This window comes from Campylobacter sp. 7477a (genome assembly GCF_014892335.1).
GTDB classification, from domain to species: domain Bacteria; phylum Campylobacterota; class Campylobacteria; order Campylobacterales; family Campylobacteraceae; genus Campylobacter_A; species Campylobacter_A californiensis.
The window spans coordinates 66250-84795 of record NZ_JADBJH010000006.1 but is presented as its reverse complement, the minus strand read 5'-3'; the positions used below and the strand labels follow the sequence as shown (position 1 = coordinate 84795).

The 18546-nt window shown below is 36.9% G+C and carries 19 protein-coding genes and 1 CRISPR repeat array (1 of these 20 only partly in view); all 19 genes read left to right on the top strand.

Annotated features, from left to right (window positions below; translation table 11 throughout):
- Positions 1-66 precede the first annotated feature (66 nt).
- The 19 genes from ilvD (at position 67) to cas1 (ending at position 16133) form a co-directional block, all read left to right on the top strand.
- Positions 67-1740 carry a dihydroxy-acid dehydratase gene (gene ilvD / locus CCAL5182_RS04220; protein ID WP_169938563.1) on the top strand — a complete coding sequence of 558 codons (1674 nt, stop codon included), beginning with the start codon at positions 67-69 and terminating at the stop codon, positions 1738-1740.
- 152 nt (positions 1741-1892) lie between these two features.
- On the top strand, positions 1893-2558 hold the full coding sequence (locus CCAL5182_RS04215; protein ID WP_336610332.1) for a thiol:disulfide interchange protein DsbA/DsbL: 666 nt from the start codon (positions 1893-1895) through the stop codon (positions 2556-2558).
- Positions 2559-2708: 150 nt separating this feature from the next.
- Entirely contained in the window at positions 2709-3353 is a 645-nt protein-coding gene (locus CCAL5182_RS04210) for a thiol:disulfide interchange protein DsbA/DsbL (protein ID WP_169972446.1), read from the top strand.
- A gap of 9 nt (positions 3354-3362) precedes the next feature.
- The gene (dsbI, locus tag CCAL5182_RS04205; protein WP_336610331.1) at positions 3363-3998 is read left to right on the top strand and encodes a protein-disulfide oxidoreductase DsbI; all 636 of its coding nucleotides are present in this window, start codon (positions 3363-3365) and stop codon (positions 3996-3998) included.
- A gap of 33 nt (positions 3999-4031) precedes the next feature.
- A complete protein-coding gene (locus CCAL5182_RS04200; protein ID WP_336610330.1) occupies positions 4032-4931 on the top strand; it encodes a cache domain-containing protein in 900 nt (299 codons plus the stop codon).
- 56 nt (positions 4932-4987) lie between these two features.
- Positions 4988-5677 carry an ATP-binding protein gene (locus CCAL5182_RS04195; protein ID WP_336610329.1) on the top strand — a complete coding sequence of 230 codons (690 nt, stop codon included), beginning with the start codon at positions 4988-4990 and terminating at the stop codon, positions 5675-5677.
- Positions 5674-5826: a hypothetical protein gene (locus CCAL5182_RS04190; RefSeq protein ID WP_336610328.1), complete on the top strand. Its 153-nt coding sequence runs from the start codon at positions 5674-5676 to the stop codon at positions 5824-5826. Before CCAL5182_RS04195 ends, CCAL5182_RS04190 begins: the two co-directional genes overlap by 4 nt.
- On the top strand, positions 5807-6115 hold the full coding sequence (locus CCAL5182_RS04185) for a response regulator (RefSeq protein WP_336610327.1): 309 nt from the start codon (positions 5807-5809) through the stop codon (positions 6113-6115). The genes CCAL5182_RS04190 and CCAL5182_RS04185 overlap by 20 nt, the downstream gene beginning before the upstream one ends.
- Before the next feature lie 39 nt (positions 6116-6154).
- Positions 6155-6355 (top strand): hypothetical protein, encoded by a 201-nt coding sequence (locus CCAL5182_RS04180; protein WP_336610326.1) that lies wholly within the window; start codon positions 6155-6157, stop codon positions 6353-6355.
- Positions 6356-6404: 49 nt separating this feature from the next.
- Positions 6405-7832: a DNA recombination protein RmuC gene (rmuC, locus tag CCAL5182_RS04175; RefSeq protein ID WP_169972445.1), complete on the top strand. Its 1428-nt coding sequence runs from the start codon at positions 6405-6407 to the stop codon at positions 7830-7832.
- On the top strand, positions 7813-8505 hold the full coding sequence (locus tag CCAL5182_RS04170; protein WP_336610325.1) for a CRISPR-associated endoribonuclease Cas6: 693 nt from the start codon (positions 7813-7815) through the stop codon (positions 8503-8505). The genes rmuC and CCAL5182_RS04170 overlap by 20 nt, the downstream gene beginning before the upstream one ends.
- Before the next feature lie 164 nt (positions 8506-8669).
- Entirely contained in the window at positions 8670-10067 is a 1398-nt protein-coding gene (locus CCAL5182_RS04165) for a hypothetical protein (protein WP_336610324.1), read from the top strand.
- A gap of 3 nt (positions 10068-10070) precedes the next feature.
- Positions 10071-10487 carry a hypothetical protein gene (locus tag CCAL5182_RS04160; RefSeq protein ID WP_336610323.1) on the top strand — a complete coding sequence of 139 codons (417 nt, stop codon included), beginning with the start codon at positions 10071-10073 and terminating at the stop codon, positions 10485-10487.
- A complete protein-coding gene (gene cas7b / locus CCAL5182_RS04155; protein ID WP_336610322.1) occupies positions 10480-11355 on the top strand; it encodes a type I-B CRISPR-associated protein Cas7/Csh2 in 876 nt (291 codons plus the stop codon). The genes CCAL5182_RS04160 and cas7b overlap by 8 nt, the downstream gene beginning before the upstream one ends.
- On the top strand, positions 11355-12095 hold the full coding sequence (gene cas5 / locus CCAL5182_RS04150; protein WP_336610321.1) for a CRISPR-associated protein Cas5: 741 nt from the start codon (positions 11355-11357) through the stop codon (positions 12093-12095). Before cas7b ends, cas5 begins: the two co-directional genes overlap by 1 nt.
- Positions 12095-14341, top strand: a complete 2247-nt coding sequence (gene cas3 / locus CCAL5182_RS04145; protein WP_336610320.1) for a CRISPR-associated helicase Cas3' — start codon at positions 12095-12097, stop codon at positions 14339-14341. Before cas5 ends, cas3 begins: the two co-directional genes overlap by 1 nt.
- On the top strand, positions 14341-14838 hold the full coding sequence (cas4, locus tag CCAL5182_RS04140; protein WP_169938582.1) for a CRISPR-associated protein Cas4: 498 nt from the start codon (positions 14341-14343) through the stop codon (positions 14836-14838). Before cas3 ends, cas4 begins: the two co-directional genes overlap by 1 nt.
- Before the next feature lie 8 nt (positions 14839-14846).
- Complete coding sequence (gene cas2, locus CCAL5182_RS04135) at positions 14847-15125, top strand: CRISPR-associated endonuclease Cas2 (RefSeq protein ID WP_169938584.1); 279 nt, start codon at positions 14847-14849, stop codon at positions 15123-15125.
- Between the two features lie 9 nt (positions 15126-15134).
- Positions 15135-16133, top strand: a complete 999-nt coding sequence (gene cas1, locus CCAL5182_RS04130) for a CRISPR-associated endonuclease Cas1 (RefSeq protein ID WP_336610319.1) — start codon at positions 15135-15137, stop codon at positions 16131-16133.
- Between the two features lie 136 nt (positions 16134-16269).
- A CRISPR array of direct repeats spans positions 16270-18546; the repeat unit is 30 nt; unit sequence GTTAAAATTTAAGCCGTTGGCTTTTGAAAC (it continues 173 nt past the right edge of the window).

The window sequence follows — 18546 nt, the reverse complement described above, 5'->3', positions numbered from 1 at the left end:
GCAAATTTTTCACGCTATTTTAAAAAAGTTAGCTAAAATAAGTCAAATTTAACATAAAGGAAATTTATGAAAAGCGACATTATAAAAAAGGGCTACACAAGAGCACCGCACCGCTCACTTTTGCGTGCTACGGGGCTAAAGGATGAGGATTTTGCTAAACCGTTTATCGGCATTGCAAACAGCTTTATAGAGATTATCCCGGGGCATTTTTTCCTAAATAAATATGCTGAAATTTTAAAAGATGAGATTCGCAAATGTGGCTGTGTGCCGTTTGAATTTAACTGCATCGGCGTAGATGACGGTATAGCGATGGGGCACGGCGGTATGCTTTATAGCCTCCCAAGCCGCGAGATCATCGCAAATTCGGTCGAAACCGTGATGAACGCTCACGCACTTGACGCACTTGTTTGTATGCCAAACTGCGACAAAATCGTGCCGGGAATGGTAATGGGCGCACTTAGGGTAAATGTGCCGACCGTGTTTGTTAGTGGTGGACCGATGAAAAAGGGTCACACAAAGGACGGAAGACCGATCGACCTTGCGACCGCGTTTGAGGCGGTGGGTAAATTTGAGACAAAAGAGATAGACGAAGCCGAGCTAAAAGATATCGAGTGTAACGCGTGTCCGAGTGGCGGCTCATGCTCTGGAATGTTTACGGCAAATTCGATGAATACACTGTGTGAGGCGATGGGTATCGCGCTAAGTGGTAACGGCACGATACTAGCCCTAACTCCAGAGCGTGAGGAGCTGGTGCGCCGTGCGGGACGTAGAATCTGTGAAATAGCCCTTGATGAGCGCTATAAGATCAGAAATATTTTAAACAAAAAGGCCGTTCGCAACGCACTTGTCGTCGATATGGCTATGGGCGGAAGCTCAAATACCGTGCTTCATATGCTAGCTATCGCCCGTGAGGCGGGAGTTGATCTACAAATTTCAGAGCTTAACGAGATCAGCCGAAACATCGCTCACATCGCCAAAATCAGCCCAAGCTTGCCAAGTGTGCATATGGAGGACGTTGGACGAGCCGGCGGAATGAACGCGGTGATAAAAGAAATTTCACGCCGTGATAACGGAATGTTGCATTTAGAAAATTTGACCGTTAGCGGCGAGACTCTAGGCGAGCGTGTCGGAGCAAGCGAGATAAAGGACGAGTCGGTTATCCATAAGGTTGAAAACGCATATTCACAGGTTGGTGGACTTGCGGTATTATTTGGAAATTTAGCCGAGCAAGGCTGTGTGATAAAGACGGCCGGGATCGTTGGCGAGCGTAAATTTAGAGGTAAGGCGGTTTGCTTTAACAGTCAAGATGAGGCGATAGCGGGAATTTCAAGCGGCAAAGTGGATAAAGGCGATGTAATCGTGATCCGCTACGAAGGTCCGCGCGGAGGTCCTGGTATGCAAGAGATGCTAAGCCCAACTTCGCTTATAATGGGACGCGGGCTTGGTGCGGACGTGGCACTTATCACCGACGGACGCTTTAGCGGTGCTACAAGGGGTCTTAGTATCGGACACGTGAGTCCCGAAGCTGCCGAGGGCGGTATGATAGGTCTTTTAAAAGATGGCGATATAATAGAAATAGATGTCGATAAATACGAGATAAACGTGCGTCTTGACGAGGCTGAAATCGCTAAGCGAAAGGCGGAGTTTAAACCACATCAAAAAGAGCTAAGTGGCAGATGGCTAAGACAATACCAAAAGCTAGTAGCCAATGCAAGTAGCGGAGCGATTTTGGAAGCGTAAGAAGCGCTAGCTTAAACACAACATACTTTAATAGGTGCAGGTTGTTTGGTCTTAGGACTTTATACGCCTGCGCCGATTTACGAATGGCATCAATCCCCCAAGCCGTTTATATTTACCTGCTATAATCTTGCGAAAATTTAAGGAGTAAAAATATGAAAATATTATCTAAAGCTATCAAGCTTTTATCTGTGGTTGCGATTTTTGGTGCATTAAACGCAGCTGCATTTTCTGAAGGCAAAGACTATGCCGTGCTTGAAAAGCCGTTAAATGTTGGAGAAAATACTCTAGTAAAGGTTTTTAGTTATGCGTGTCAGTATTGCTATAAATTTGATAAGAGTGTTACGCCAAAGATAGTTAAAGAGCTTGAAGATATGAAATTTATGCCGTTTCATTTAGGCACAAAAGGTAGCTATGGTGAGACTGCAAGTAGTGTTTTGGCTGCACTTTTAACCAAAGATCAAATGAATGGAGTTGATATATTTAGCGATAGCTCTTCATTCAAAAAGGCTAAAATGGCATATTACAAAGCCGTGCATGAAAAAGGCGAGCAGTGGATGAGTAAAGACGGTAAGCGTGACAAGGCTGCATTTATAAAAACAGGACTTGATGCCGCGGGTGTTAGCCTAAGCGAATATGAGGCGATCTTAAACATGCCAAGAACTCAGGCCTTGCTTTTACTTTGGAGCGAGGGGTATAACGCTGCTAAAATTTTTGGCGTTCCTGCGTTTGTAGTAAATGGCAAATACGTTATAAACGCTGCCGCCGTAACCTCTATAAAAGATCTTGAAAAGCTTATAAGGGAGCTTCAGAGTAAGTAAATTTACATTTTAGATGTCGCTTGGCATCTAAAATTTCCCTATATGGGATATTTAAATTATCAAAAAATTTATTTTATTTTAATCTTAGCGTGATTTTTCTGTCGAAAACATCTTGTATAATTGCTTTAAATTTAAATCAAGGAGATTACAATGAAATTTCTAAAACTTCTATCTGCGGTTGCGATACTGGGTGCATTAAGTGCAAATGCCTTTACCGAGGGTGTTGATTATGTCAAGCTTGAAAAGCCTCTTTCTGTTGAAAAAGGCACGCTTACAAAAGTTTTTAGCTATGCTTGCCCGTTTTGTTACAAATACGACAAGAGTGTAACACCTGCTGTTATAAAAAAGGTCGAAGGGCTTAAATTCGTTCCTTATCATCTAAAGACTAAAGGTGAATACGGCGAAGTTGCAAGCAAGCTTTTGGCGGTTTTGGCTGTAAAAGATATGGCAAATGGCGTTGATTTCTTTGATGAGAAGTCTTTGTTTAAAAAGGCTAAGATGGCATACTACAAAGCTTATCATGATAAAAAAGAGAGATGGGGCAACGGTAAAGATGAAGCAGCGTTTTTAAAGACGGGACTTGAGGCGGCAGGCATAACACAGGCGGAATTTGAAGCCGGCTTAAACGATCCAAAGGTAGCAGAGCTTCTTAGTAAATGGGATGAGAGTTATGATGTGGCTAAAATTCAAGGCGTTCCTGCATTTGTAGTCGATGGTAAATACCTAATCTACACAGCCAAAATCACATCTATAGACGGAATGGCCGGTCTTATAAAAGAGCTAATGGCTAAATAAGGCTAAAAAATGAATTTGATAGAAAAGATAGGCAAATGGCAAGGTAGTCGCTTTCCGTGGCTTCTTATGGCGCTTGTGAGCGTGTTTTTGGTTGTATTGGCGCACTCGTTGTTTCAAAAGTATATACACATGCCCCCTTGCGAGCAGTGTGTTTATATACGAGTTGCGTTTTTGTGTATGGCGATAGGCGGAGTGTTAGCTGCCATTGATCCTAAAAATTTGATCCTAAAAATTTTAGGCTATGCGTTTGCGTTTTTAGGCTCTATTTACGGCATTATATGTAGTGTAAAGCTTGCAAAAATCCATGCCGCCGTTCATAGTGACGATCCTTTTGGGGTGCAAGGCTGCTCGACTGAGCCAAACCATCTATTTGGCTTACCATTTGAGAAGTGGGCGCCTGACTGGTTTTTACCGACTGGTGATTGCGGTTATGATAATCCTATGGTTCCTGACGGTGTGATTTTAAGTTCGCTACAAAACTATCTTGTAGAGCTTTATAGCGATGGTTGGTATCTTATACCTTCTAAAAAATTCCTAAGTATGGCTGACTGCACGCTTTTGGGATTTGGACTTTGTGCGATCATTTTGGCTTTAATGGCCATAGGCTTTATCGTAACACGCGTTAAGGCTAAAAAAGAATTTTAAATTTATCTGCTATACTCTTGCTAAAGGACGAATATGAACGTGTTTCTTAAATTTAGCAAGAGTGCGGATTTTAAAATTTATCTTGTTATCATATTTGCCAGCGTTACCGTTTTGTTTATGGGGGTAAATTTATATCAAGCTACAAAAGATCAGATGATATCCCTATCCGATAAAAATAAGATCGCAACTACACAAAACATAGTAAAAAGATTTGACACATGGCTTCACGAAAGGATACAAGCCCTTAGCACTATCTCGCTTATTATGCAAAATTTAGAGCTTGCCGATGATAACGAGCGCTTGTCAAATATCCTAAATTCTTTCTATAAAAATTCCAACAACTTCGACGCTGTTCAGTTTTTAAAAGATAACGGCGATATTTTCGTAAACGGTAAGAAATACACGGGCGATGACGCTGAATTTAAACAAAGAACAAGTCTGGTTTGGTTTGTAGAAACAAAGCAGACAAATTCTCCCACGATAAATTTCATCGCCAACCACACTGTTTTAAATATCTGTGTACCAAGCCATAAAAATAGCGAATTTGTGGGCGTTTTATGTGGAGTTGTTAAGATAAGCAATATCTTTAAAAACATAAGAAATTTAAAACTTTCGCCAAATTCTTACTACTTTATCGTAACTCACAGCGGCGAGGTCTTAACCCAAATGAGCGATATAAATTTAAAAGAGCAGATACAAAGTAGATTTAAAGAGATGTTTTTAGCAGGTGAGGATCTATCCGGTATAAATATAAACTCAAATTTCATCTCTCTTGCTGAAATTCCGTCGCTAAACTGGTTTGTAGGGGCGGGTGCTTACGACGAGCGCCAAGTCAGCGAGCTTTTGTCGATATTTCAAAACAGCGCCGCGTTGTTTTTCATCTCATTTTTAGTGCTTATACTTTTAGCAAATTTACTTCATAGCCTTATGTAAAAAAGATAAAAGATAAAAACGATGAGTATGAAATTTTACTTGCTCATAAGGCTAAAATGAGCGAAGCAGGGGAGCTTATAAGCGGCATAAATCATCAATTCATCCAGCCTGTAAATTCGTTAAAGCTTATGATAACGACACTTCAAATGCTTGAAAGAGACGGAAATTTAGACAAGCAAACTCTTAATGAGATACTAAAAGGTGGCGAGAGTTCAGTCTGTCTTCTAAGTGATACGATCGAAATTTTTAGAAATTTTTACAAAACAAGCGAAAATATCAATAAATTTAGCGTCGCCAAAAGCGTGAAAAACCTACTCATGCTTATGCATACGGAGCTTAGCCGTGTAAATGTCAATGTGATTTTGGTAAATTCAAGCGATGTTATCGTGACACAAAAAGACAATATCATACAGCAAATTTTACTCATCCTCATTCACAACGCAAAAGACGCCGTGGTTGAAAAATTTGAAAATATCAACAAAAGAGAGATAGAAATAGACATCAAAAGTAATGAGACTAAGTGCTTTATAACTGTTAGCGAGCATGGTTGGGGTGTTAGTGAGGCGATGAGAGATAAGATATTTTCCATGCCAAAAACAACCAAAAAAAGCGGTAACGGTATAGGGCTTTATTTTGGTAAAAAGCTAGCAAACGAAAAGATAGGCGGCGACTTAAAACTTGTTAGTGATGCAAATCCAACCGTGTTTGAGCTAAGTTTTGATATAAATTTAAAAGGTGAAAAATGAAAGAGGAAATTTTAGACTCGCTATCAAAAATATCCATCCTAATCGTTGAGGATGATAATGTTGCGCTTACGCTTTTAAAAAGCGCTTTAAAGCCGTATTGTATGAGTGTTTATACCGCAAATGACGGATATGAAGGGATCGAGTTTTAATAAAAACAACCCAGATGTCATCTTAACGGACATTCACATGCCTATGATGAATGGATTTGAGATGATGAACGAGATACTAAAGACAAAACCGCATCAAAAATTTATTATCTTTACTTCGTATGACACTGATAATAACCTACTTAAAAGCGTAAAGGTAGGAGCCGCACTGTTTCTTAAAAAGCCCATAGATATTGAAATTTTACGCTCGATGTTAATGAGTCTTAGCGTAAAGTCGCAAGATAAACTGATCAAACTAAGTCACGATATCAGCATAAATCTAGAACGCTAGAAAATTTATAAAGGCGGCAACGAAGTTTATCTGACATTTTTGCAAAACAAGCTGTTTTGCTTACTTGCTTATAACCTAAATTCGCTCGTAACCTACGACAAGATCACGGAGTATGTTTACGAGGATGAAAACGTAAGCAAAAGCGCTATACAAAATATCGTTTTATGTATCAAAAAAGAGCTTGGCATAAAGATAAAAAACCTTTCCGAGCTTGGATACATGATGACATCACAGAGATAAATTTACAATACTTTTGATAAAATCGCTTTTATTTAAATAAAGGCATTTTATGAACGAAATTTATATTTTTTATGCGGTTAGCTTCTTTTTGTGCGTGATATGCGCTGTTTTACTCGGTGTAGTTTTAAACGATAAAAAGACGATCGAGAGTTTAAAATTTAGCAAAAACGAGTTTGAAAATTTAAGTATCGAGCAAAAAGTAAGGCTTGAAAACGAAGCCTTAAGAGTGCAAGAAAGCAAAGAAATAAATGCGAATTTAAGCCAAAAGTTAGAGCGAAAAAGCATAGAAAATGATGCGCTTGAAGATGAAATTTTAAATTTAAAAACACAAATTTCAAGTCTAAAAACCACTCTTGAGGAGCGTGAGAAAATTCAGCTCGCTAAAGAGGAGAATTTCGTTCAAGTAAAGAAAAATTTAAGCACCGAATTTGAAAATCTAGCTAATAAAATTTTTGAAGAAAAGAGCGCAAATTTTAATAAAAACAGCCAAACATCACTTGAACTCCTTCTAAATCCCCTAAAAGAACAGATACAAAATTTTCAAAAACGAACAAATGAAATTCACGATAAAACTCAACAAAATAGCCTAAATTTAGAAAACGAACTCAAAAAGGTGCTTGACATAGGACTTGGTATGAGCCGTGAGGCTAGTAACCTTACAAATGCACTAAAGGGCAACAATAAGATCGCGGGAAACTGGGGCGAAATGCAGCTTGAAGCGACCTTGCAAGCCGCCGGTTTAGTAAAAAACGAACAATACCGCGCGCAAGAGAGCTTTAAAAGCGAAAGCGGGGCCAGGATGGTGCCTGATTTTGTTGTGTATCTACCTGATAATAAACATATCATCATTGACAGCAAGGTCTCTCTTGTGGCTTACGAGGTAGCTATGAGCGCGGGAAATGAAAATGAGATGAAGGCCGCGCTTAGCGAGCATGTAAAGTCAGTCAAGTCACACATCGACGAGCTTAGTAAAAAAAACTATAGCATGATAGAAGGGCTTGAGAGTCCTGATTTTGTCATGATGTTTATGCCTATAGAGGCAGCTTATATCGAGGCTTTAAAATACGAAAGAGAGCTTTTTGGATATGGTTACGAACGAAAGGTCGTGCTTGTATCTCATACGACTTTAATGCCGATACTACGCACCGTGGCAAATTTGTGGCGTATAGAAAAGGGCAACAAAGAAGCCATACAAATAGCCGCTAGTGCAGGTGAAATTTATAATAAAATTTGCGTCGTAGCCCAGGATCTAAACAAGCTTGGGGCAACGCTTACAACCGCAACTAGGCAGTATAACCAAGTAGTCACATCACTTGCCGGAAGACAAGGACTTTATGGTAAAACACAGCGCTTTAGGCAGCTTTCTCAAAAAGCTACGCAAAATATGCCAGAAGTTGGCGAACTAGAGATCGAAGTAGAGAGCGCAAAACTTGAAAATTTAAGTAAAAAGGACGATGATGGTAGTGATAGACTCTAAGCTTCCTACGACAAATTTAAAAATAACCAAAATCTTGCCCGAACTCATACAAGGCTTTATATATCATCATTTGCCAGCTTCACAGCATGTCGGATATAAGCATGAAAAAACCGGGAAAATTTTTAAGAAAACAAATTTTGACTATAGACTAAAAGTGGCAGATTTGCGCGTGCGATTTACTGCTTTTGAGCCAAAATTTGAAGAGCTTATCGCTATGGCTGTATTAAAAAACGGGCTAAATTTGGGTGAAATTCATCTAACTGGTAGCACAGTGTCCTTGCAGCGACACAGGGTTGATGAGGCGGATTTAGCTACGGTTTTGCTAAAAGGAAACGTGGTGTGCGCTTTAAAGGGGCTTTTGGGGCATAAAGTCTATCTTGAACCGCAAGATTCCAGACATCTTGAGATGATGAAGAAAAATGCGCTAGAGCGGTTTGAGACGCTTTGTGGACGAGAATACGAGGGAGAATTTGAGCTAAATTTAAAGTGGCAAAATTTAGAAAGTCCGCTTTATTTTTATTATGGTAACAACAAGATGCCTGTGCGTGCTTGGTCGGCAGTCTGGGAGGTAAGGGCTAGTAGTGAGATGATAAATTTAATACTTGATACGGGCGTGGGAAGCGGATGTATGAGCTTTGGTGTCGGATTTTTAGAGGTTGCAAAAGAAAAATAACTAAAATCCATATAAAAATTTCAAATTCTAAAAGAATAAATTCTCTTTTGCAATGTTATTATTGTAGCATATTTTATAAAATGTGTAAAATCCATGTAAAATAACTTGACTTTTTAAAGATATTGCTATAAAATTATTCAAAAATATTTCAGGATAGCGTATCTATGGGCTTAGTACATAAACTATACAAAATAGGAAGTTTGCTAAACGACGATGATATTAAGGCTATGATTGAAAATACAAATTTTAAAGATAGTGAACATATTGTCGTTACTATCGACTTTAATATACAAAATGATAAACTTACCGAAACACCTAAAATCAAGCACTCCTCTTTGGATAATATCAAGACGTTTTTTACAAAAAAGATAGGCGGGACAAGCAATTCATACTATCTTTATCCAAATTTTGAATTTCAAGACGAAAAAGATCTGTATAAAAAATTTCAAGCCATATCTCATACACTAAAAAACTCTATTATGATTTATGCTAATAACAATAATCAAGCTTTAGCAAAATTGATTTTTGATTACGTTGATAAATATAATATCGATGAACTCGGGCTAAAAAACTATAAACAAGATGATTATTTTTTGATCCTGCTTATAAATGGCAAGAGCTTTTACGAGCTTATGCCAGAAATTTTGGAAAACTACATAGATGTTTTTGTTGAACCGCACATAGATAATGATAAAAAAGGTGCAACCTTAAAGGAGTGCGTTGATATTATTAACAATAAGAGTGAAATTTGCGGATACAATCCTAATATCAAATTTTTTACTATGGATAACTATGATGATGGCTTTAAAATCCAAATAATAAACAAAATGCCTATGTCAAAAGATACCGCAAAAGCCGTGAAAAAAGGCTGGATGTTTGCGATAAATTATCTTAGATTTTACTACAAAGGGCTTGAGTATATCATTATTCCATCAATGATAGATTATGATGAAGTTGTGTTTAAAGATATGATTTATTTCTTGCGCGAGTCAAAGGGCGGGCTTGGTAGTTTTGCTTCAAGGGAGGAGAGCTTTATCTGGCTGCTTGATGAGCAAATAAATAGTTATAAGAATATCAATGGTTTTACGCTCGATATATTTTTTACCGATGTAAACCTTACAAATTTATCTGTAAAAATTTTTGCCACACTTGAAGATGTGTTGCCAAGCAAGATAAGAAAAGTCGCAAATTTAATGCAACAGCAACGCATAAGCGATAGTATAGATATTATTAAAGGCGATAAAAATGAGCCTAAAACAATCTATTTAAGGGATTATTTTGGAACTACTGAGCTATTTAAAAGATCAAGAAAACTAAAAACATTGGACAATAAAATATTGCAAGAAAAGATAGTCTTAGCCAAAATTTTACTTGGATATTCGAAGATAAAATATCAAGAGCTTTTAAAAAGATTTGAGTATTTTAGAGAGTTTGAATTTGACGGCACGAAAAAACTAGACGACAATGGTGTAAAAAAATGGATAAGCTTTCCAAACTCATACATTGAAAATGAGGATAGAGTGTTGAAATTTTTACAAGAGATAAATGCTATAAAGGGATAATAGATGGAGCTTTTTTCTGAATATTTCGAAAATTTGGTAGCAGTTCAACCTGATTATTTTAATAACGGGCTGATAAAAGGAGCATATCTTATAGGTGCATATACAAAGGGTATAATAGATAGTTCTTATTTCTCTGAAGTATCAAAAAAGAATGAAACCTTTAAAAAATGGCTTTCTAATCAGAAAATTACTGAGCAAAATTTAAAAAAGATATTTAACAAGGCAGCTGAATTTGAAAGAAAACTAAGGCTTGGAAGTAATAGAAACAGCGATCTTTCAACGCTAGTAACCACGCATTTTATGTGCGAAAAAGAGATAAAAGTAACTCAACAAGAGGTATCATTTGCTTTTATTAGGGGTTTTAACGACTATGCAAAATTTAAAAAAGATAATCCAATAAAAGGAGAAGACAGTGAGTGAGTTAGCAAAACATAGTGAAATTTTATTTTTATGGGATGCGAAAATGACAAATCCCAACGGCGATATGCTAAATGATAATGCGCCAAGATATGATGAAAGCGATAGAAAAGCAGTTGTTAGTGATGTAAGAGTAAAGAGAACTATTAGAGATGATTTGCAAGATAGAAAGGGTAAAACTATTTTTGTAAATAATGCCGAGCAGGTTCAATCAGCGGAGACTAGATTTAAAGAGCTAAAAGATGCCCTAAAACTCAAAGATGATAAAGAGGTATTTTTACATTGTATAGATAATAGGCTTTTTGGTGGAGTGGCACCTAAAAGCAATATCCAAATCATCGGAGCAGTGCAGTTTTCATGGGCTAAATCCCTAAATGAAACTGAGACAATTTTATCTCAAGGAACAGGGGCTTTTGGTAAAGATAATAGTCAAAATAAAACTTTCAGAACAGACAACTATATACCTTACGGGCTTTTTGCTATGTATGGCACAATAAACTCACTAAACGCTAAAAAATCAAACGCTAGTGAAGATGATATAGCCGATATGCTTGACTCTATGTGGCAAGGAACAAAGCTGCTAAACACTAGAAGCAAGGTCGGACAAAAACCAAGAGTTCTTATAAGGGTAGTTTATAAAGACACATATATGATCGGTTTGCTTGATGAACTTGTAAAGATAGAAAATGAAGATTCACAACAAATTCGTGCCTTTGACGAGTGCGAGTTAAGCTTTAAAAGTCTTATCAACTCCCTAAAAAATATGGGTGAAAAGATAGAAAAAGTTGTTATCTTTTATGACTCTTCGGCACAAAAGTATATAGATGATTTTAAAGATACGGGCTTAAATTTAGAAATTAAAGAGCTTTAATGTTTGCATTTAAGATTTGGGGGAAATTTGCTTGTTTCAAAGACCCGTTAAGCATTAGTCAAAACATAACCTTGCCTATACCGCCAAAGAGTGTAGTTAGTGGGATGCTGGCGGCACTGCTTGGTAAGGAGGAATATCTTAAGGATGAAGAGTTTTGTGGATTTAAATATAGCGTTGTCTTGGATGGAGAGATCATCAAAAAGACTTTTTCGCAAAACTATATAAATGACTACACAAAACTTACAAAAACTCATTTAAACAGTTTGCTCAAATTTGATATGCAAAAAATTTCAAGTGGATTAAGGGATGGCAAGTCTCCACAAAAACCGATAAACAGAGAGCTTTTGATGAATCCTAAATATATAATCTTTGTAAAGGATTTCAAATTTGAAAATGAAGCGATACACAATCTAAAAAATAGAATTTGCAAATTTGCCTTTTATCTAGGAAACAGTGAATTTGCTGGAAATTTTGAGTTTTTGCCGATAGATGAGGCTAGAGATATGGAATTTGATGAAGTGGAATTTGATTCATTTGTGCTTCAGAGTGACTTAAAAAACATAGAGTTTAAAGAAAATATTTTATATTCACCACTTAGTTTTGCTACGGAGCTAGACTCAAATAGATCACCTAAAGTAAGCATGGATCTGATTTTTTCAAATAGTAAAATATGTGCCAAAAACATTAAAGCCTATAAAATTCATTGCAATGAGAGAATTTATCATTGTAAATTTGTATGATGAAAGTCGCAGATACACTTAACTCTCATCCTAATAAGCCGTATAATTCGCATATAAAAAACATAAATGATAGTTTTATTGGAGATGCGGAGCATATACAAGCAGGCTCTTATCACGACTTAGCAAAGCTTATAGAGAGGTTTCAGCTCTATATAAATCTCAGGCTTGAGAAATTTCCATCAAAAAACGAATATGAAAAAGAAAGAGCTAGACTAAAAACCACGCATGCTCTTGAGGGTGCTTTGATCTATTTTTTTGTTAGGGAAAACAAAGATATAGATTTTCTGGCTAATTTTTTTACTATTTTAAAGCACCATAGTGATTTGCCCGATATTTTGCATTTTATAAAAGAATATCTATCTGTGATTAATTCAAAAAATAATATAAAGCAGCAAATTCAAACTTCAAAAAAGGTATGTGAAATTGCAAGCATAGAAGCTAGTATTGATATTCGCACATTTATAAAGCATTTTTTACTTTTGGAGAGAAATTTTAACCAATATCAAAATTTAGATAATTTCTTCCTCTTTAAAAAGCGATATTCCCGTCTTATTTTAGCAGATAAATTTGAAGCGATATTTTCAAAACCATATCAAAATGTCGCTATTTTGGATAATAAAACAATAGATAATTATATAGGGCAACTAAATAAAGAAATAGGTAAAAAAGAAGCAAATAAATATAAAAATAAAGCAAGAGAGATAATTTTTAAAAACTATGAAAGTAACACTGATAAAAATAAATTTCTAATCAAAGCCCCAACAGGTATCGGCAAGACCTTTCTAGCTTTAAATTTAGCCCTTTGTTTAGCTAAATTTAGAGGCGATAAAAGACGCATAATCACCGCCATACCATTTACTTCGATAATAGATCAAACGCACATAGAGTACGAAAAGATAATAGGCTCAAACAAGGTTTTAAAATATCATCATCTAACAAGCTATAAAAAAGATGATAACGATGAGGTGGAACAACTTTCACAAAAGCTGTTTTTAGCCGATATTTGGCAAGAAAATTTTATCGTTACTACTTTTAATCAGCTTTTTTACACCTTTTTCTCAAACCATAATAGAGATAATATAAAGCTAGAAACACTACGTGATAGCGTCATTATCATTGATGAAATTCAAAATATACCAAGAGTTTTGCTAAAGCAAATTAGCATTATGTTTAACGAATTTGCAAAAAGATATAACATCGACTTTATACTGATGTCCGCTACGATGCCTTGTATCACGCAAGAGCTTGAGAATTTTACCGAGCTTTCAAGCCCTGATTTTTATAGAGATAAGAAAGATAGATACAGACTTATCTATAAGCCAAATTTAAGCAGCTTTGAAAGTGTACGAGATGAAATTTTGCGTCAAAGTAATAAAAGCGTTCTTTGTGTGGTAAATACTATTCTAAAAGCAAAAACTCTACATAAAATGTTAAAATCTTGTAATAACGAGCGAGAAATTTATCTCTTAACGACTCATCAAGTGCCGATCCATAGAGCGCAAATCATCGAAGAGATAAGAGAGAAGCTTAGTAAAAATGACAAAAAGATAGTTCTTGTATCGACACAACTTATCGAAGCGGGCGTGGATCTTGACTTTGATATAGGATTTCGCGAGTTTGCGCCATTTGGCTCTATTATACAATCGGCAGGTAGGGTAAATAGAGAAGGAAAAAACAGCATGACAGATGTTGTGGTTTTTAACTATTTAGATGGTAAACCGCACCCGTATCACGACACTGACTTGCAAGAGGAATTTATCAAAGATACTCTTTTAAACAATATAAAAGAGAGTGAAATTTATGAAATTTTAGAAAACTATTTTAAAGTTGCAAGGTCTCAAACAACCAGCGTTAATTTGCTTAAATACGCTACAAATTTGGACTTTGAAACGCTATTTTGCGAATTTAACAAAAATTTTATGCCGCAACAAAAGTGGAAAGTTTCACTTTTTATTGAGGAGTATGAAAATCACTTTGAGGACTTTCTGAACAAAAGAGAGGATTTATTAAATTCTAATAGCGATAGATTTGAGATTATGGCTGATATTAAAGAAAGAGAAAAAGATCTATCTTTGCACACGATTTGTGTTAATGAAAGCTTGATAAAAAGTAGTGGCATAAATGGCTTTAAAGAGATGTTTGGCAGGTATATTTTGCCTTATAGCGTATGGAAAGATAGTGGAATTTATTCTAAACAAGATGGCTTTAATCCTGAGATAACCCGCATAGAAGAGGCTTTTACCTAATGTTTAACAAAGAGCAGATCACCGGAACGCTTGTGAACTACTACGCCACTTGCAAGCGTGAAGCGTGGCTATACGCCCATCATATCCACGCTGATCAAGAGGATGAAAACGTCGCATTTGGCAAGGCGATGGCGGATATAAAAGAGCAAAATTTACAAGAGTTTGCCTTTGCAAATTTGAAATTTGACAAGCTTTCAAAAGAGCGCGGACACTACGTCGTAACCGAATACAAAAAGAGCCTAAAAAACGAATATGCCGCTAAAATGCAGCTACTTTTTTATATCTATCTTTTAAAAACAGGTTTAAATTTAAAAGAGGTAAAAGGCAAGATAATAAGCGGTAAAAAAGTAGTGCTCGTGGAGGATAGCGATGAGAATTTTGCCATTTTAGAGCAAATACTAGGCGAGATAGAGGAGCTCGCCAACATGCCCGTGCCGCCTAAATTTGAGCACAAAAAGATATGCGACAACTGTGCTTATAGAAACTATTGTATATAAGGGGCAAGATGTATGTGATACTTTTTTATGATATTGCAGGAGCCGAGCAAAAAGAGAAAAATAATGCAAACCGCATAAGAAAAGCGGTGGAGAAGTATCTGCCGCGCGTGCAGTTTTCGGTCTTTGAGGGCGAGATAAGACAAAGTGACTTTAAAAGGCTCACGGCGACACTTCAAAAGGAGTGCGACAAGGAGCTTGACTCCATCGTGATTTACACGTTTAACTCGCTCAAATACTCCGAGCGCCTAGTCATTGGACAGGACAAAAACGGCTCACTATTTAGCTAAGGCGGACAAATGCAAAAGAACGACAGAACACACTTTATACTTAGCCCCGGGCGACTTAGGCGGCAGGATAACAACCTGTATTTTGATAAATTTGACGAGGATTTGAGCGTATGTGCGACTAAAATTTTGCCTATTAACGCCATTGATGAGGTCTATATTTTAGCCAGAGTTGAGATAGACAGCTATACGCTTGCGTTTTTGGCTGACAATAACGTGCTTTTGCACTTTTTTAGCCCTTACGGCAGCTTTCGTGGTAACTTTTTCCCAAACACGTCAAACTCCGTAAATAAAAGCGGTTTTGTGCTCTTGCAGCAGCTTCGTGCCTTTGACGATAGCGTAAAGCGCCTATATATCGCACGTGAGATAACTAGGGCACATATCCTAAACGATGCGATGAACTGTAAAAAACACGGCGTGAGCTTTGACATAAGTCCGCATATCGCAGCACTTGAGGGAGCAACAACGATAGCGCAGATAATGGCAGCCGAAGGTGCTTTTCAAAAGCTGTATTACGAAAAATGGAACGAGATAATCACCGATCAAAAGAGCTTTAAATTTACAGTGCGTTCCAAGCGCCCGCCCGCAGACAAGATAAACAGCTTCATAAGCTACATAAATACACGCATTTATAATGTCTGTCTAAGTGAGATTTATAAGACCGAGCTAGATCCAAGGATCGGCTTTTTACACGAGCCAAACTACCGTGCGCTTAGCTTGCATCTTGATATTGCTGAGATTTTTAAGCCGATTTTGGGCGATACGCTGATCTTTACAATACTAAATCGTCGTGAGATCACGGCAAAGGACTTTGAGACGAACGCCGGACGGATCAAATTTAGCAACGAAGCCGTGCAAAAGATCGAGATAAAGATAATCGGCAAGCTCACCGAGCAAGTAGAAATAGCGGGGCAAAAGCTCACGTGGAGGCAGGTGATCCGCCGAGAAGCCAATAGACTTAAAAAGTGTATTTGTGAGGACGCGCCTTATGAGGGGTTTGTATGGAGATAAAGCTTGTTTTAAGCTTTATGATGACCCGATATTTTGGGCACTTGGCTGTTTGATGTGAGTAAAATTTAGCCTTTTATAAGGTAAATAGATATAGACTTTATCTTGCAAACAGCCCTAAAATGTGTGTTTTGGTGCTGTTAAAATTTAAGCCGTTGGCTTTTGAAACGATAGAATAGAGTGTTTTGAAACGGTTTTTTCGGTGTTAAAATTTAAGCCGTTGGCTTTTGAAACTCAGTACTGTCAAAATTTCTTTGACAGTTCAGTTCGGTTAAAATTTAAGCCGTTGGCTTTTGAAACAACTCGTCCGCGCAAACGGCGCGTGAGAGTTCCGGTTAAAATTTAAGCCGTTGGCTTTTGAAACTCTCGCTTACGGCTTCGTTAATGCCATCTATCGCTGTTAAAATTTAAGCCGTTGGCTTTTGAAACGCCAAAGCTTTTGGCCTAAAAGCGCGATAGTGTAAAAGTTAAAATTTAAGCCGTTGGCTTTTGAAACATAATATGATACCAGATGACGAAAAAGAAAAACCTCGTTAAAATTTAAGCCGTTGGCTTTTGAAACGCCCGTTTAATATTTTGCCCTGAAACGCCCTTGCTAAGTTAAAATTTAAGCCGTTGGCTTTTGAAACGCTCTATTGTCGGTACTTCGCCCATATCCAGCTTGTTAAAATTTAAGCCGTTGGCTTTTGAAACTATTTCACAAGATGAAATGAAAAAAGAATTAAGAGTTAAAATTTAAGCCGTTGGCTTTTGAAACTTGTAGTTGGCTTTTTTGATAGCCCCGATACTTTCGTTAAAATTTAAGCCGTTGGCTTTTGAAACAACGGATTTTATTCACGCAAATTTTATGAGCTTGAGTTAAAATTTAAGCCGTTGGCTTTTGAAACTGCAGATGATGGGTCTTTATTTGCCGTTGGAGTTGGTTAAAATTTAAGCCGTTGGCTTTTGAAACTTTTTATCATCACCCCAAATCTTGATCATATCCCAGTTAAAATTTAAGCCGTTGGCTTTTGAAACGAACTATACTAAATCTTTATAGTTCCCGTTTACAAGGTTAAAATTTAAGCCGTTGGCTTTTGAAACCTAGCTATCACGATTGTATCGTTTGCTTGTTTCATGTTAAAATTTAAGCCGTTGGCTTTTGAAACAATTCTTTGTAACACCTAAATAGCCTTGTCCGTTAAGTTAAAATTTAAGCCGTTGGCTTTTGAAACCTCCAAATTTAGCTGCCATGCTTTACTCCTTTTGTTGTTAAAATTTAAGCCGTTGGCTTTTGAAACGATCTATTTTTTCGGGTTTAGCGTCGTAGAATTTGGTTAAAATTTAAGCCGTTGGCTTTTGAAACGTAGTGAATTGGCAATTGAAAAAACTAAAAACTACAGTTAAAATTTAAGCCGTTGGCTTTTGAAACTCACTCAAAGCGTAAATGCGATAATCGGCGCATTCAAGTTAAAATTTAAGCCGTTGGCTTTTGAAACGGCAAATCAGCCGACACAATCTCTGCCGGTATAACGTTAAAATTTAAGCCGTTGGCTTTTGAAACGTATGACTATGTCATAGCCAAAGCCCTCGATATTGTTAAAATTTAAGCCGTTGGCTTTTGAAACTTTTGTCCGCTTTATCCCTGTTTTGCAATACGATGGTTAAAATTTAAGCCGTTGGCTTTTGAAACTTAACGTTGGACGAGTATTGTTTATTATTGCGCCACGTTAAAATTTAAGCCGTTGGCTTTTGAAACCGATAAATACGACGGCGGGCTTATAAAAATGGGATGTTAAAATTTAAGCCGTTGGCTTTTGAAACACTTGCATTTTGCACTCCGTTCATTTTGTCTAGTTGTTAAAATTTAAGCCGTTGGCTTTTGAAACTTTTTCTTTTTGTTATAATAGTGCTTTAGTAAAACAGTTAAAATTTAAGCCGTTGGCTTTTGAAACAATTTATTTAAAAGACCTTTTGCAACTTTAACAACAGTTAAAATTTAAGCCGTTGGCTTTTGAAACAATTCAAGCGGTTTGCTAAAAGGTCGCTTGCAAACTGTTAAAATTTAAGCCGTTGGCTTTTGAAACCTAGGCTTTCACGTCGGCGCAAAAATAACAAAGGCGTTAAAATTTAAGCCGTTGGCTTTTGAAACTACACAAATGAAGCAAAATGGGTATTAAACACATTCGTTAAAATTTAAGCCGTTGGCTTTTGAAACCAAATCTTATTCAAACTCATTTAGAGGTAGGCGGAGTTAAAATTTAAGCCGTTGGCTTTTGAAACGTGTGTATTCGTTTTAACGATAAATTTAGAATACGGTTAAAATTTAAGCCGTTGGCTTTTGAAACTCCAATGAGGATACGAAATTTTTAATGGATTTGGGTTAAAATTTAAGCCGTTGGCTTTTGAAACTAGCGTTTTTTTAGCTGGCGAAAAC